Raw genomic sequence first — 14,412 nt, forward strand, 5'->3', positions numbered from 1 at the left:
AAGACGACGTGCCCGAGGGTGTCCGACGCCGCGGCCTTCCCGGGTGCGAGAGTGGTGGTCACGTTGCGCTCCTGAAGAACAAAGTCAACGTGCCGACACTATGCCTTTAAACTGTTAAGTCAAAACGGCCAAAAACCAGGGGATGCTTGCGGGCTACGGCTTCAGTTCTTGAAGTCAGGCGATCCGGCGAGGTTCCTCGGCCGTCGGCCGCGCGTCATGGTGGATCGGGCCGTCGTGGGCGCTGAGCGGGAGGCAGCCGCCGCCGCGGCGGTACGCGACGATCTCGGCGGCGACGGCCACCGCCGTCTCCTCCGGGGTGCGGGCGCCGAGGTCCAGGCCGATGGGGGAGCGCAGCCGCGTCAGCTCCACCTCGGTCAGGCCCGCCTCGCGCAGGCGGTCGAGCCGCTCGTGGTGGGTTCGGCGCGAGCCCATCGCGCCGACGAAGCCGAGCGGCATCCGCAGCGCGCGCTCCAGCAGCGGGATGTCGAACTTGGCGTCATGGGTCAGCACGCACAGCGCGGTCCGCGCGTCCAGGCGACCGGCGGCGGCCTCCGCGTCCAGGTAGCGGTGCGGCCAGTCGACCACCACACGGTCCGCCTCGGGGAAGCGGCGCTCGGTGGCGAAGACCGGGCGGGCGTCGCACACCGTCACGTGGTAGCCGAGGAACTTGCCCACCCGGACCACCGCGCCCGCGAAGTCGATGGCCCCGAAGACGATCATGCGCGGGGCGGGCACGTAGGACTCGACGAAGAAGACCGCCGCCGCATCGGAGTTGGGGTCGCAGGGACGGCCGTCGAGGGCGAACGTCAGCTGACCGGTGCGGCCGGCGTCGAGCATGGCGCGGGCCTGGCGGACCGCGGCCCCTTCGAGCAGCGGCGCGGAGATGCTCCCGTGGTGGGTGTCACCGGTGACGGCGACGGTGGCGCCGAGCAGTTCGGCCGGGCCGCTGACGCAGCGCACCAGGGCGACGGGGGTGCCCGAGCGGAGGTAGGCGACGCCCGCGTCCATGCCGTCGGAGGCCCCGGGGGCGACCGGCTGCACGAAGACGTCGATGATCCCGCCGCAGGTGAGGCCGACGGCGAAGGCGTCCTCGTCGCTGTAGCCGAAGCGGTGCAGCACCGGCTCGCCGCTCGCGAGTGCCTCCTGGCACAGCTGGTAGACGGCGCCCTCGACGCACCCGCCGGAGACGGAGCCCACAGCCTCACCGTCCGCGTCCACAGCCAGTGCGGCGCCCGGGTCGCGCGGGGCGCTCCCGGACACGGCGACGACGGTGGCCACGGCGAAGGGGCGTCCGGCGGCGTGCCAGGCGGCGAGCTGCTCGGCGATGTCCTGCATGGGAGGCGCTCCTACGGTTGCTACGGGTGGTGCCGGGCCGCCCTCCCGGTGGAGGGCGGCCCGGCGTCGGCTCAGTGGATCCCGAGCCAGAGCTTGATCGGATGCAGCGCGAAGTAAACGAGGAAGACCGCGGTCAGACCCCACATCAGCACGCCCGGCTCGCGCCAGCGGCCACGGCCGGCCTTGATGGCGCAGTAGGCGATGACGCCCGCGCCGACACCGGCGGTGATCGAGTAGGTGAACGGCATCAGGGCGATGGTGAGGAAGGCGGGGATCGCCACCTCCCGGTCGGCCCACTCGATGTGGCGGGCCTGGGCCAGCATCATCGAGCCGATGACGACCAGCGCGGCCGCCGCGACCTGGCCGGGCACCATGCCGGCCAGCGGGGTGAAGAACAGCATCGCCGCGAAGACCAGACCGGTGACGACGCTGGAGAAACCGGTCCGCGCGCCCTCGCCGACGCCCGTGGCCGACTCGATGAAGACCGTCTGCCCGGAGGCTCCGGCCACACCGCCGATGATGCCGCCGGTGCCGTCGACGAACAGCGCCTTGGACAGGCCCGGCATCCGGCCCTGCTCGTCGGCCAGGCCCGCCTCGGTGCCGATGCCGATGATCGTCGCCATCGCGTCGAAGAATCCGGCCAGGACCAGCGCGAAGACGGCGAAACCGGCGCTGAGCGCGCCCATGCCCTTGCTGCCGAACGCGCCGAACAGGTCGATGTGCCCGAGGAGCCCGAAGTCCGGTGAGGCGACCGGGTTCCCCGGCCACTTCGGCACCGAGATGCCCCAGGTGGCGTCGGGGATGTTCAGCGCGGCGTTGAGGATCAGCGACAGCACGGTGCCGACGACGATGCCGATCAGGATCGCGCCCGGGACCTTGCGGGTCTGCAGGATGAAGATGGTCAGCAGCGTGATCGCGAAGATCAGCACCGGCCAGCCCTGCAGGTTGTCGCTGACGCCCAGCTGCAGCGGGGTGTCGCTGTGGGCGGCGTCCGGGATGCGGGACACGAAGCCGGCGTTGACCAGGCCGATCAGCGCGATGAACAGGCCGATTCCGATGGTGATGGCGTGCTTGAGCGCCATCGGGATGCCGTTCATGATCTTCTCGCGCAGGCCGGTCACGACCAGCAGCACGATCGCGGCGCCGTAGATGACACAGAGGCCCATGGCCTGCGGCCAGGTGACATGAGGCACCATCACCGCGGCAAGGGTGTTGGAGACGCTCAGACCGGCCGCCGCGGCGAGCGGCGCGTTGCCGACGATGCCGAGCAGGATGGTCGTGATCGCCGCGGCGACGGCCGTGGCGGTGGTGACCTGTGCGTGGCTGAGATGGTTCCCGTTCACGTCCGGTACGGACAGGATGATCGGGTTCAGCAACAGGATGTACGCCATCGCCATGAAGGTGGTGAGACCACCTCGGACCTCGCCCGCGATGGTGGAGCCGCGGGCGGTGATCTTGAAGAAGCTGTCGATGACGTTCTTCGGCTTCGGCGTGGGTCTGTCGGGGTCGGACGGAGAGACGCTGGGTTCCGTGGAGATCTGGGTCACGGTTCCACTCCCAAGTTTCGAAGGGGGTTGGGGTGGGGCGGCCGGCCTGGGTGACCCGCTAGGTGGGGAAACAGGGGACGGTGCGGCGCGCTTCAGGGATGGTGCTGCCGGTGTGTCACGGGCCTCGGCGAAGGCGTCGTGCCGGCTGGTGCGGGGTACATCGGTTTCTTTCTGTGCTGCTTTTTTGGTGCGTCGGGATGACCCCGGGGCGGAGGCGGGAAGACCTGACATGGCTGTCCCCGCCCCGGGGTGGTCTGGGGGATCCGCTTACTCCCCGGTGCCCGTCAGGTGCTCGGGCCGGACCGGTACCCGGTTCAGCGCGAGACCCGTGGCCTGGCGGATGGCCGCCACGACGGCGGGGGTGGACGAGAGGGTGGGCGCCTCGCCGACGCCGCGCAGCCCGTACGGGGCGTGCTCGTCGGCGAGTTCGAGCACCTCCACCGGCATCGGCGGGGTGTCCAGGATGGTCGGGATGAGGTAGTCGGTGAAGGACGGGTTCCTGACCTTGCCGTCCTTGACGACGATCTCCTCCATGACCGCCAGGCCGAGCCCCTGGGTGGAGCCGCCCTGGATCTGGCCCACCACGGAGAGCGGGTTGAGCGCCTTGCCCACGTCCTGGGCGGCGGCCAGCTCGACCACCTTGACCAGGCCCAGCTCCACGTCCACGTCCACCACGGCGCGGTGGGCGCAGAAGGTGTACTGGACGTGGCCGAAGCCCTGCCCGGTCTCCTTGTCGAACGGGACGGTGGGACGGTGGTGGTGCTCACGGGTCAGGTCGATGGCGCTGTCGCCGAGCAGGTCCGCGATCGGGACCAGCGCGCCGGCGGAGGCGGAGACCACCTTGCCGCCGACCAGCGACAGGTCGTTGTACGTCCAGCCGTAGCGCTTGCGGCCGAGTGCCACCAGCTCGTTGCGGACCGCCTCGCAGGCCAGCTTGACGGCGCCGCCGGTCATGTAGGTCTGCCGCGAGGCGGAGGTCGAACCGGCCGAGCCCACCTCGGTGTTGGCGGGGTGGATGGTGACCTGCTCGACCCCGAGCTCGGTGCGGGCGATCTGGCCGTGGACGGTGACGCCGCCCTGGCCGACCTCGGCCATGGCCGTGTGCACCATGGCGACCGGCTCGCCGCCGATGACCTCCAGGCGGACGCGGGCGGTCGAGTAGTCGTCGAAGCCCTCGGAGAAGCCGACGTTCTTGATGCCGACCGCGTAGCCGACGCCGCGCACGATGCCCTCGCCGTGCGAGGTGTTGGACAGCGCGCCGGGGATGTCGCGGACGTCCAGGTGCGTGGTGTCGAGCGCCGGCGGCAGCGGCAGTGCCTTGACGCGGCGCAGCAGGTCCGCGACCGGGGCCGGGGCGTCGATCTCCTGACCGGTCGGCATGATCGAGCCCTGCTCCACGGCATTGATCTGACGCAGCTCCACCGGGTCCATGCCGAGCTCGGCGGCCAGCTTGTCCATCTGCGCCTCGTAGGCGAAGCAGGCCTGGACCGCGCCGAAGCCGCGCATCGCGCCGCAGGACGGGTTGTTGGAGTAGAGCGCGACGGCCAGCATGTTGACGTTCGGCACCTCGTAGGGGCCCATGCCCAGCGAGGCCGCGTTGCCGACGACCGCGGGGGAGGCGGAGGCGTAGGCGCCGCCGTCCAGCACGATCCGGGCGTCGCAGTAGACGAGCTTGCCGTCACGGGTCGCGCCGTGCTCGTAGGTCAGCTTCGCCGGGTGGCGGTGCACGTGCCCGAAGAAGGACTCCTCGCGGGAGTACACGATCTTGACGGGCTTGCCGGTGCGCTGCGCCAGCAGGCAGGCGTGGATCTGCATGGACAGGTCCTCGCGACCGCCGAAGGCGCCGCCGACACCCGCGAGGGTGAGCCGGACCTTGTTCTCCGGCAGGCCCAGCACCGGCGCGATCTGTTCGCGGTCCACGTGCAGCCACTGGGTGGCGATGTAGAGGTCGACGCCGCCGTCCTCGGCGGGCACCGCGAGGCCCGACTCCGGGCCGAGGAAGGCCTGGTCCTGCATGCCGACCACGTAGTCGCCCTTGATGACGACGTCCGCCATCGCGCGCACCTCGTCGGTGACGCCCTTGCCGGAGATCACCTTCTGCGAGTGGACGACGTTGCCGGAGGCGTGGCCCTTGTACTCGGCCGGCTCGTGCACGTACCCGTAGGTCTCCGGGTCGAGGCACTGCTCCTCGGTGGTGATGGTCGGCAGGATCTCGTACTCGACCTTGATCTTGGCGAGCGCGCGGCGGGCCGTCTCCGGGTGGTCCGCGGCCACGATGGCGATGGCCTCGCCGTGGTAGCGGATCTTGCCCATGGCCAGCGCCGGCTGGTCCTTGATCTCCAGGCCGTAGAACTTCGAGCCCGGGATGTCGTCGTGGGTCATCACCGCCTGGACGCCGGGGTGCTTGACCGCCTCGGAGACGTCCACGGAGAGAATCCTGGCGTGGGCGTGCGGGGAACGCAGCGCCATGCCCCAGAGCATGTCCTCGTGCCACATGTCCGAGGAGTAGGCGAACTCGCCCTTGACCTTCAGGATGCCGTCGGGGCGCAGCGGCGAGCCGCCGATGCCGTCCGGATGGGCGGTGGTGATGCCCTGGAGGTTCTTCTCGGTGCGGATCGTGCTCACTGCGCCACCTCCGAGCTCGAACACTTGCGGGCCGAGGCGAGGCGGACGGCGTCCATGATCTTCTCGTAGCCGGTGCAGCGGCACAGGTTGCCCGAGAGGGCCTCGCGGATGTCGTTGTCGCTGGGCTGCGGGTTGCGCTCCAGCAGGTCGTGGGACTGCACCAGCAGACCCGGGGTGCAGAAGCCGCACTGGACGGCGCCCGCGTCGACGAAGGCCTGCTGCACCTCGTCCAGGCTGCCCTGCGGGTCGGCCAGGCCCTCGACGGTGCGGACCTCGCGGTCCTGCACCTGGCCGGCCGCGACCAGACAGGAGCAGACCGGGGCGCCGTCGAGGTAGACGGTGCAGCTGCCGCACTCGCCCTGCTCGCAGGCGTTCTTGGAGCCGGGCAGGCCCAGACGCTCGCGCAGCATGAACAGGAGGCTCTCGCCCTCCCAGACGTCGTCCGCCTCGACCTCGCGGCCGTTGGCGGTGAAGGTCACCCTCATGCTGCGCTCCTCAGGGACTGCGTGTACTCGTTCCAGGTCCAGGTCAGGGTCCGCCGGGCCATGACCGCCAGCGCGTGACGGCGGTAGGCGGCGGTCCCGCGGACGTCGTCGATCGGGGAAGCCGCGGCGGCGACCAGCTCACCGAAGCGCTGGATCGCGGCCGGGCCGATCAGGCCGCCGGACTGCCACAGGCCGCGCTCGGCCAGCTCGCCGCCGATGAACTCCTCGGCGTCCACCGCGCGGCGCGGCGTGGGGGCGGCCGAGCCGATGCCCGTGCCGACCGTGCCGTTCTTGGGGTGGAGCGCGATGCCGAAGGCGCACACCGCGATGACCATCGCGTTGCGGGTGCCGATCTTCGAGAACTGCTGCGGGCCGTCGGCCACGGGGATGCGGACGGCGCGGATCAGCTCGTCCGGCTCCAGGCTGTTGCGCTTGACGCCGACGTAGAACTCGTCGATCGGGATCAGCCGGGTGCCGCGTACCGACTCGGCCTCGACGAGGACGTCACGGCCGGCGGCGAGCAATGCGGGGTGGGCGTCACCGGCGGGCGAGGCGCCCCCGAGGTTGCCGCCGACGCTGCCGCGGTTGCGGATCTGCGGCGAGCCGACGGTGTTGCCGGCCAGGGAGAGCCCGGGCAGCTCCGTGCTCAGTTCGCGGGTGATCCGGGCGTACGGGACCGCGGCGCCGAGCCGGATCACCTCGCCCTCCTGGCCCTCGTAACGGCCGGACTCCCATGCGGTCAGCTCGCTGATCCGGTTCAGGTCCAACAGGGCGGACGGGCGGTGACGGTCGAAGTTGAGCTCGACCATCACGTCCGTGCCGCCGGAGATCGGCAGCGCGGACGGGTGCTCGGCCTTCGCCGCGAGTGCCTCGTCCCAAGTGGCGGGCCGCAGGAACTCCATGCGGGTGACTCCTTCGGTGGGTACGACGAGCGTTGCGTGGGGAGGTGCATGGGGAGGTGTGAGCAGTACACAATTCGCAGGTGGTGTGGCGTCAGTCACTGATGGCATGAGCCGCGCCGCCGAGCCCACCCGGATGGCTGTACGTTTCTCCAACGCGCGGCGAACGGCACGCGGCCTGCGGATGGAGCCCGGAGGCTTGTTCTCCGGTCGCGAAACGCGTGGGCGCGGTTGACACCCCGGGCCGTAGTGTCTGAGCTGTGACAAACCCGACGGCCAACCCGTTCCTGCAGCCCAGCGCACTTCCCTTCGAGCTCCCGCCGTTCGCGGAGATCGAGGAGGCCCACTACCTGCCCGCCTTCGAGGCCGGTATGGCCGGGCAACTCGCGGAGATCGCCGCCATCACGGCGAACCCCGAAGCTGCGACCTTCGAGAACACCCTCGTCGCCCTCGAGCGCACCGGACAGCTGCTGCGCCGGGTGAGTCTGGTGTTCTTCAACAAAGTCTCCTCCGATTCCACGCCGGCGCTGCGCGAACTCGACACCGAGATCACCCCCCGCCTGGCCGCGCACACCGACGCGATCCAGCTCGACCCGGCTCTCTTCGCCCGTATCGACGCCGTCCACGCGCGCCGCGCGGAGCTCGACCTCGACCAGGCTGACCTGCGCCTGCTGGACCGCTGGCACTCCCGCTTCGTCCGCGGCGGCGCCCGCCTCGACGACGCCGGCCAGGCCCGCCTGCGCGAGCTCAACGCCGAGCTGGCCTCCCTGGGCACCACCTTCGAGACCAACCTGTTCGCCGCGACCCGCGCCGCCGCCCTGGTCCTCGACACCGCCGAGGAACTGGACGGCCTCCCCGACGGTGCGATCGCCGCCGCCGCGGAGAACGCCAAGGCGCTGGGCCACGACGGCCGGTACGTGCTCAGCCTGAAGAGCTTCAGCAACCAGACCGAGCTTGCCTCGCTCACCGACGCCGGGCTCCGCGCCCGCCTGCTGGAGGCCTCGCTCGGCCGCGGCCTCACCGAGAACGGTCCGCTCGCCGTCCGCATGGCCGAGCTGCGCGCCGAGCGCGCCCGCCTGCTCGGCTTCCCCTCGCACGCCGCGTACGAGGTCGCCGACCAGACGGCGGGCACCACCGACGCCGTCGAGTCGATGCTCGGCCGCCTCGTCGCCCCCGCCGTCGCGAACGCCGACCGCGAGGGCGCGGCGCTGGCGGCCTCCGCGGGTGTGCCCAGCGTCGCGGCGGCGGACTGGCAGTACCTCTCGGAGCGGGTCCGCAAGGAGCGCTACGAGATCGACGGCGCGCAGATGCGCCCCTACCTGGAGCTCGAGTCCGTGCTCCACCGCGGCGTCTTCCACGCCGCCGGCCTGGTCTACGGCATCACCTTCCACGAGCGGCAGGACCTCGTCGCCCACCACCCCGACGCCCGCGTCTTCGAGGTTCGCGAGGCCGACGGCCGCCCGCTCGGCCTGTACATCGGCGACTACTACGCCCGCGAGTCCAAGCGCGGCGGCGCGTGGATGACGGAGTACGTGCAGCAGTCGCACCTGCTCGGCCAGCTGCCGGTGGTCACCAACGACCTCAACATCGCCAAGCCCCCGGCGGGCGAGCCGGCCCTGCTGAGCTGGGACGAGGTGCGCACGCTCTTCCACGAGTTCGGCCACGCGCTGCACGGGCTCTTCTCCGACGTGAGGTACCCCTCGCAGTACATGGAGGTGCCGCGCGACTTCATCGAGTACCCCTCCCAGGTCAACGAGATGTGGCAGGAGTGGCCCGAGGTCCTGGAGAACTACGCGCGCCACGTCGAGACCGGCGAGCCGATGTCGCCCGAGCTGGTCGCCCGGGTCCGCGAGGCGCAGAACTTCGGCGAGGGGTTCCGCACCGTCGAGCAGTTGGCCGCGACCCTGCTGGACTGGGCCTGGCACACCACCCCCGAGGGTGAGGGTGCGGGCGACGCCGCCGCGTTCGAGACGGCGGCGCTGGAGCGGTACGGCCTGGCCCACCCGTCCATCCCGCCGCGCTACCGCACCGGCTACTTCGCCCACGTCTTCGCGGGCGGCTACTACGCCGCGGGCTACTACGGCTACATCTGGTCCGAGGTCCTGGACGCGGACACGGTGGAGTGGTTCAAGCAGCCCGGCCGTCCGGTCCGCGAGAGCGGCGAGATCTTCCGCCGCACGCTGCTCAGCCCCGGCGGCAGCGTGGACCCCCTCACCGCCTTCGCCGCGTTCCGCGGCCGCGCCCCGGAGATCCAGCCACTGCTGAAGCGCCGCGGGCTCGAAGACTGAGGGTCGTGGCCACTCCACAGGGGCGCGAGGAACTGCGCCACAAGCCACTTTGAGTGGTGAGTCCCCGAACGAGCAGGGCCCTCCGCACGGGGCGCTTGCTCGCGCAGTTCCTCGCCAGTTCCTCGCGCCCCTGATGGTGCAACCACAGGTCGCTTCGATTGCTCGCGCCCCTGAGGGTTCCGGTACCGTTCCCCGGAAGCCCATCCCTTTTGCCGAGTTTCGGAGGTACCCGACGTGCGGATCGGTGCGCTGCTGGCCCCCGCCGCACCGCCGATGCGGCTGCTCGCCGGGAGCGACGAGCTCGACCGCGTGGTGACCGGCGTGATGACCACCGACCTGCGGGATCCGAGCCGGTACCTGCACGGTGGGGAGTTCGTGCTCACCGGGATGCTGTGGCGTTACGAGCCGGAGGACTCCGAGCGCTTCGTCCGCCATCTGGCCTCCGGCGGCGCCGCCGGCCTCGCCGCGGGCGAGGCCGAGGTCGGGCCCGTGCCGCAGGACCTGATCGACGCGTGCGAGCGGCACCGCATGCCGCTCTTCGCCGTCGGCGAGGACGTCGCCTTCGGCGCCGTCACCGAGTTCGTCAACCGGCAGGTCTCCGCCGACCGCGCGGCGGACCTCTCCGCGCTGGTCGAGCGCCACCGCATGCTCGTCTCCGCCGCCAGCGGCGCCGGCCTCGACGCCGTGCTGCAGCTTCTCGGCGGCGACGTGGACCTGGAGAGCTGGGTGCTCACCCCGACCGCCCGCATGGTCGCCGGCCCGGTCGAGGGGCTCGACGCCGCCGAGCGGGAGGCGCTGGTCCGCGCCCACCTGGAGGCGCAGCGCAGGCGCAGCACGCCCGCCAGCCGCACTCGCGTCGGCGAGCGTCAGTTCTCCCTGCTGCCCGTCCCGGGCGGGACGCCGCTCGCCCAGTGGCTGCTCGCCGTCGAGGGCGACATCACCGACTGGACCCCCAAGCGCCGCCAGCTCGCCGAGAACCTCGCCGGCCTGGTCTCCGCCGAGCGGGTCCGCCGCGACGAGGGCCGCACGCTGCGCACCCGGCTCGCCGACGAGATGATCACCCTGCTCCAGCGCGACGCCGCGCCGGACGAGCTGCAGCGCGCACTCGAAGCCGCGCACGCGATGAGCCGCGGCCCCGAACTGCCCCTGCCGCGCACCTGGGTGGTGGTCTCGGTGGCCGGTCAGGCCCTCGCCGAGGGGGAGGCCCGCGAGGCCGTCACCGAGGCGCTGACCGGTCTGGACGACCGTGCGCTGGTCGGCGACGACGCCGACGCGGCCGTGGTGGTGCTGCCGCAGCCGGAGGGGGAGCGGACCGCCTCCGAGGTGCTGGCCGAGCTGCTCGCGCCGCTCGAGTCGGGGCTCGGCCCGGACGGTCGGCTCACCGTGGGCGTCAGCGCCCCCGCCGACGGCGTCGGCGGCCTGCGCGGCGCGCTGGAGGAGGCCCGGCACGCCCGCCGCATCGCCTCCGCCCGCCTCGGCCGCCTGTGTGTCGCCGGACCCGAGGAGCTCGCCTCCCACGTGCTGCTCCTGGCGGCCGTTCCCGACGAGGTGCGCCGCGCCTTCCGCTCCCGGCTGCTGGACCGTGTGATCTCCTACGACCTGGAGCACCAGGCGGACCTCGTCCGCACCCTGGAGGCGTTCCTGCGCTACGACGGCTCCTGGACCCGCTGCGCCGCCGCGCTGCACGTCCACGTCAACACGCTGCGGTACCGGATCGGGCGGATCGAGGAGCTGACCGGTCGTGACCTCGCCCGCCTGGAGGACCGGGTGGACTTCTTCCTCGCGCTCGAACTGAGCTGAGCCGCTGATCCGTTCGCGCGGGCCGAATCGCGTCGCGGGGCCGCGACGCGGGAGGATGGACGGCACCTGACAGCGTGAACACGGATCGGACGCGAGTTGAGCAGCGATTACGCCGAATACGTCCGCAGGACGGCCCTGCGTCTGCCGACGGTCGGCATCGACATCGGTGGGACGAAGATCGCCGCCGGGGTCGTCGACGGCGAGGGCCGCATCCTGGAGCAGCTGCGCACCGAGACGCCCCACAAGAGCAAGAGCCCCAAGGTCGTCGAGGACGTCATCACCGAGCTGGTGCTCGCGCTCGCCGACCGGCACGACGTCCACGCGGTGGGCATCGGCGCGGCCGGGTTCGTCGACGCGCAGCGGTCGCGCGTCCTGTTCGCCCCTCACCTGAGCTGGCGCAACGAGCCGTTGCAGGAGGCACTGAGCGACCGCCTCAAGCTCCCGGTCATCGTCGAGAACGACGCCAACGCCGCCGCCTGGGCGGAGTGGCGCTTCGGCGCGGGCGCGGGGGAGGAGCACCTGGTCATGGTGAACCTCGGTACGGGCATCGGCGGTGCGATCGTCCACGGCGGCCGGCTGGAGCGCGGCCGCTTCGGCATGGCGGGCGAGTTCGGCCACATGACCGTGGTGCCGGGCGGCCACCGCTGCCCCTGCGGCAACCGCGGCTGCTGGGAGCAGTACTCCTCCGGCAACGCGCTGGTGCGCGAGGCGCGCGAGCTGGCGGCGGCGGAGTCCCCCGTCGCGCAGCCGCTGCTCGACCGGGTCGAGGGTGACGTCTCGGCCATCACCGGCCCGCTGGTCACGGAGGCGGCGCAGGCGGGCGACCCCTGCGCGGTGGAGCTGCTGCAGGAGATCGGCCAGTGGCTCGGCCTGGGGCTGGCCAATCTCGCGGCGGCGCTGGACCCGGGCCGGTTCGTGATCGGCGGCGGCGTCTCGGCGGCGGGCGAGCTGCTGCTCGCGCCGGCGCGCGAGGCGTACCGGCGCAACCTCACCGGCCGCGGATTCCGCCCGGAGGCGGAGATCTTCGAGGCCGAGCTCGGCAACACGGCCGGCCTCATCGGCGCGGCCGACCTCGCCCGCGGTCGCGCCCGCCGCTTTCGCACGGTGAAGCGCGCGCGCGTCGAACGCGCCGAACGCGTCTCCCGCACGGGCGTCGGCCGCCGCCGCACCCAGTGGTGGACCCCACTGGAACGCTGACGGTCAGCTGCACGACCGGGGGCGCGAGGCTCAGCCGATGTGCGGCTCCGCCGCGCGGGCGCGAGCAACGCACCCGGTGCGGAAGGCCCTGCTGCTGGGGGACCGTCCGCACGCCGGTGGCTTGTCGCGCCGGGTCTCGCGCCCCTGGAGGGTGCGACCAAGCGCGGGAGCAAGCCTGCGGGCTTGTCGCGCCCAGGCGGCGGAGCCGCGTATCGGCTGAGTCGCCCGCTGAGCAGCGCAACTCGTTGACCTCATTGACCGCGCTACAGTCGCGACATATCGTGTTGCTACCGCCGTCGTCGACCTCAGGAGCATGCCGTCGTGAACGAGCCCGCACCGCTTCCCGCGTCCAGCGAGGGGCAGGGCCCGGCCCTGCGGGCCGGGGATGTCGATCGTGACCGGGTCGCCGCCGTGCTGGCGGACGCGCTCGCGACGGGGCATCTCGATCCCGACGAGCACGCGCAGCGGCTGGAGGCCGCGTACGGGGCGCGGACGCTGGCCGAGCTGCATCCGCTGACGCTGGACCTGCCGGTCTCGGCCACGGAGCTGCAGCCGGTCGTGCCGCCGAGCACGCAGCCGGTGACGGCGCTGTTCAGCAAGGTGCGGCGGGGTGGGCAGTGGCCGGTGCCGCCGACGAGTGTGGTGCGGGCGCGCTGGGGCAAGCTCGTGATCGACCTGCGGCACGCGGTCTTCACGCGGCGCGAGGTGGTGATCGAGGCGGACGCCTTCTGCGGCTTGATCGAGCTGGTGCTCCCGCCGCACGTCCGCGTCTACGACGAGGGCAGCGCACTGTTCTCCAAGCGGGCTCTGTCGAGCCGGACGGACGAGACGCAGTCGGACGGCCCGACGGTGCGGATCACCGGCCGCGCGGTCTTCGGGCAGGTCCGTGTGCGGCGTGCCGGCGACGCCGGATACCCGTGGCGGGAGTGGCGCTGAGCCGGGCGGGGGAGGCGCCGGGCGCTCAGCCGAGGGCGCGCTGCATCAGGACGGTGTCGATCCACCGGCCGTGCTTGAACCCCACCTCCCGCAGCCGTCCCGCCGGCTCGAAGCCGAAGCGGCGGTGCAGCGCGGCGGAGGCGTCGCTCCCGGAGTCCGCGATCACCGCCACCAACTGCCTCAGCTCGGTGTGCTCGCAGGCCGTCAGCAGCGCGTCCAGCAGGGCGCTGCCCAGGCCCAGGCCGGTACGGCCGGGGGCGAGGTAGATCGAGTCCTCGCCGGTGTGCCGGTAGGCGGCCTTGGGCCGGTACCGGTTCACGTAGGCGTACCCGGCCACCTCGCCGTCGACCTCCGCGACGAGGAACGGCAGGCCGAGGGCGGCCAGCTCCCGCGCCTTCGCACCCCAGTCGGCCTCCGTGGGCGGCACCTCGTCGAAGGTGACCACCGTCTCCCGCACGTAGTGGGCGTAGACCGCGGCGACCGCCGCGAGATCGGCGGGTGCGGCGGGACGGATCACCGGTGCGGCTCCTCGTGGTTCCGACGGGACGACGGCTTCGAGCAGGCTAGCCTCACGACCACGAAGCTGGGTACCGCCGCCTTCGCGCTGGACGAGATCGCCCCCGGCACGGCGTACGAGCGCCTGGAGCCGGGGGCGTCGGTGGACCTCTGGGCGGGGGCTCAGTCGGCGGCTGTCAGCAGCGGGCGCAGCATCCCGCTCTGCAGCCGCACCACCAGCGGCGGCGCGTAGCGGCGCGCGGCCAGGGTGGCGGGGATCGCCACCACGGTGCCCACGACCAGGCCGACGACCACGTCGTGCGGGTAGTGCGCACCGACCCACACGCGGGAGAAGGCCATGAACAGCGCCAGCACCGCGGCGATGATCCCGATCCTGCGGTCGAGGATCCACAGCGCCGCGGCGGAGGCGGCGGCGATGGTCGAGTGGTTGCTCGGGAAGGACCAGTCGCCCACGCCGGGGCAGGGCTGCAGGGTGACCGTGTGGGCGATCGCCTGACATGGTCGGACCTCGGTGAAGACGCTCTTGAGGAGGTCGTTCACCACGTAGGCGAGGACGACGGCCACCGGCACGGAGAGCGCCGTCGCCATCGCCGCGGCGCTGCGCGCCCGGCGGGCCTGCCACCAGCCCCAGATCATCAGCAGGGCGAAGACGCCCAGGCCCAGGGTGGCGTAGAAGGAGACCAGGTCGTCCAGCCAGTGCGGCGCGCTCTGCGCCTGCCGGGTGAACCAGGTGTACAGGCCGCCGTCGATGGGGGCCCCGTTCAGTGCGAGGTCGTTCACGGTG

General features: G+C 72.2%; 11 protein-coding genes. 4 read left to right on the top strand and 7 right to left on the bottom strand.

All coding sequences use genetic code 11. The features are described 5' to 3' along the window. Positions 1-174: 174 nt before the first annotated feature. From TR48_RS18040 to TR48_RS18060, 5 genes are all read right to left on the bottom strand, one after another. Positions 175-1,335, bottom strand: coding sequence for an XdhC family protein (locus TR48_RS18040; RefSeq protein ID WP_042368427.1), 1,161 nt, complete (start codon positions 1,333-1,335; stop codon positions 175-177). A 71-nt stretch (positions 1,336-1,406) separates the two neighbouring features. Beyond that, a complete protein-coding gene (locus tag TR48_RS18045; RefSeq protein WP_042368430.1) occupies positions 1,407-2,882 on the bottom strand; it encodes an NCS2 family permease in 1,476 nt (491 codons plus the stop codon). A gap of 267 nt (positions 2,883-3,149) precedes the next feature. Next, positions 3,150-5,507, bottom strand: a complete 2,358-nt coding sequence (pucD, locus tag TR48_RS18050) for a xanthine dehydrogenase subunit D (protein WP_439654476.1) — start codon at positions 5,505-5,507, stop codon at positions 3,150-3,152. Then, entirely contained in the window at positions 5,504-5,992 is a 489-nt protein-coding gene (locus tag TR48_RS18055; RefSeq protein WP_042368431.1) for a (2Fe-2S)-binding protein, read from the bottom strand. The genes pucD and TR48_RS18055 overlap by 4 nt, the downstream gene beginning before the upstream one ends. Then, entirely contained in the window at positions 5,989-6,894 is a 906-nt protein-coding gene (locus TR48_RS18060) for an FAD binding domain-containing protein (RefSeq protein WP_042368433.1), read from the bottom strand. Before TR48_RS18060 ends, TR48_RS18055 begins: the two co-directional genes overlap by 4 nt. A 257-nt stretch (positions 6,895-7,151) precedes the next feature. On the opposite strand from TR48_RS18060, the gene TR48_RS18065 reads away from it, so the two are divergent. From TR48_RS18065 to TR48_RS18080, 4 genes are all read left to right on the top strand, one after another. Then, positions 7,152-9,179, top strand: a complete 2,028-nt coding sequence (locus tag TR48_RS18065) for a M3 family metallopeptidase (protein ID WP_042368435.1) — start codon at positions 7,152-7,154, stop codon at positions 9,177-9,179. Between the two features lie 234 nt (positions 9,180-9,413). Then, entirely contained in the window at positions 9,414-10,979 is a 1,566-nt protein-coding gene (locus TR48_RS18070) for a PucR family transcriptional regulator (protein ID WP_042368437.1), read from the top strand. Between the two features lie 96 nt (positions 10,980-11,075). Beyond that, the gene (locus TR48_RS18075; protein WP_236652202.1) at positions 11,076-12,176 is read left to right on the top strand and encodes an ROK family glucokinase; all 1,101 of its coding nucleotides are present in this window, start codon (positions 11,076-11,078) and stop codon (positions 12,174-12,176) included. 321 nt (positions 12,177-12,497) lie between these two features. Next, positions 12,498-13,112, top strand: coding sequence for a DUF1707 SHOCT-like domain-containing protein (locus TR48_RS18080; RefSeq protein WP_236652203.1), 615 nt, complete (start codon positions 12,498-12,500; stop codon positions 13,110-13,112). Positions 13,113-13,137: 25 nt separating this feature from the next. Here the strand turns inward: TR48_RS18080 and TR48_RS18085 are convergent, their stop codons facing one another. Further along, entirely contained in the window at positions 13,138-13,629 is a 492-nt protein-coding gene (locus tag TR48_RS18085; RefSeq protein ID WP_042368441.1) for a GNAT family N-acetyltransferase, read from the bottom strand. A gap of 161 nt (positions 13,630-13,790) precedes the next feature. Next, the gene (locus TR48_RS18095) at positions 13,791-14,408 is read right to left on the bottom strand and encodes a phosphatase PAP2 family protein (RefSeq protein ID WP_084729539.1); all 618 of its coding nucleotides are present in this window, start codon (positions 14,406-14,408) and stop codon (positions 13,791-13,793) included. Between the last annotated feature and the right edge of the window lie 4 nt (positions 14,409-14,412).

The organism is Streptacidiphilus neutrinimicus (assembly GCF_000787815.1).
GTDB lineage: Bacteria > Actinomycetota > Actinomycetes > Streptomycetales > Streptomycetaceae > Streptacidiphilus > Streptacidiphilus neutrinimicus.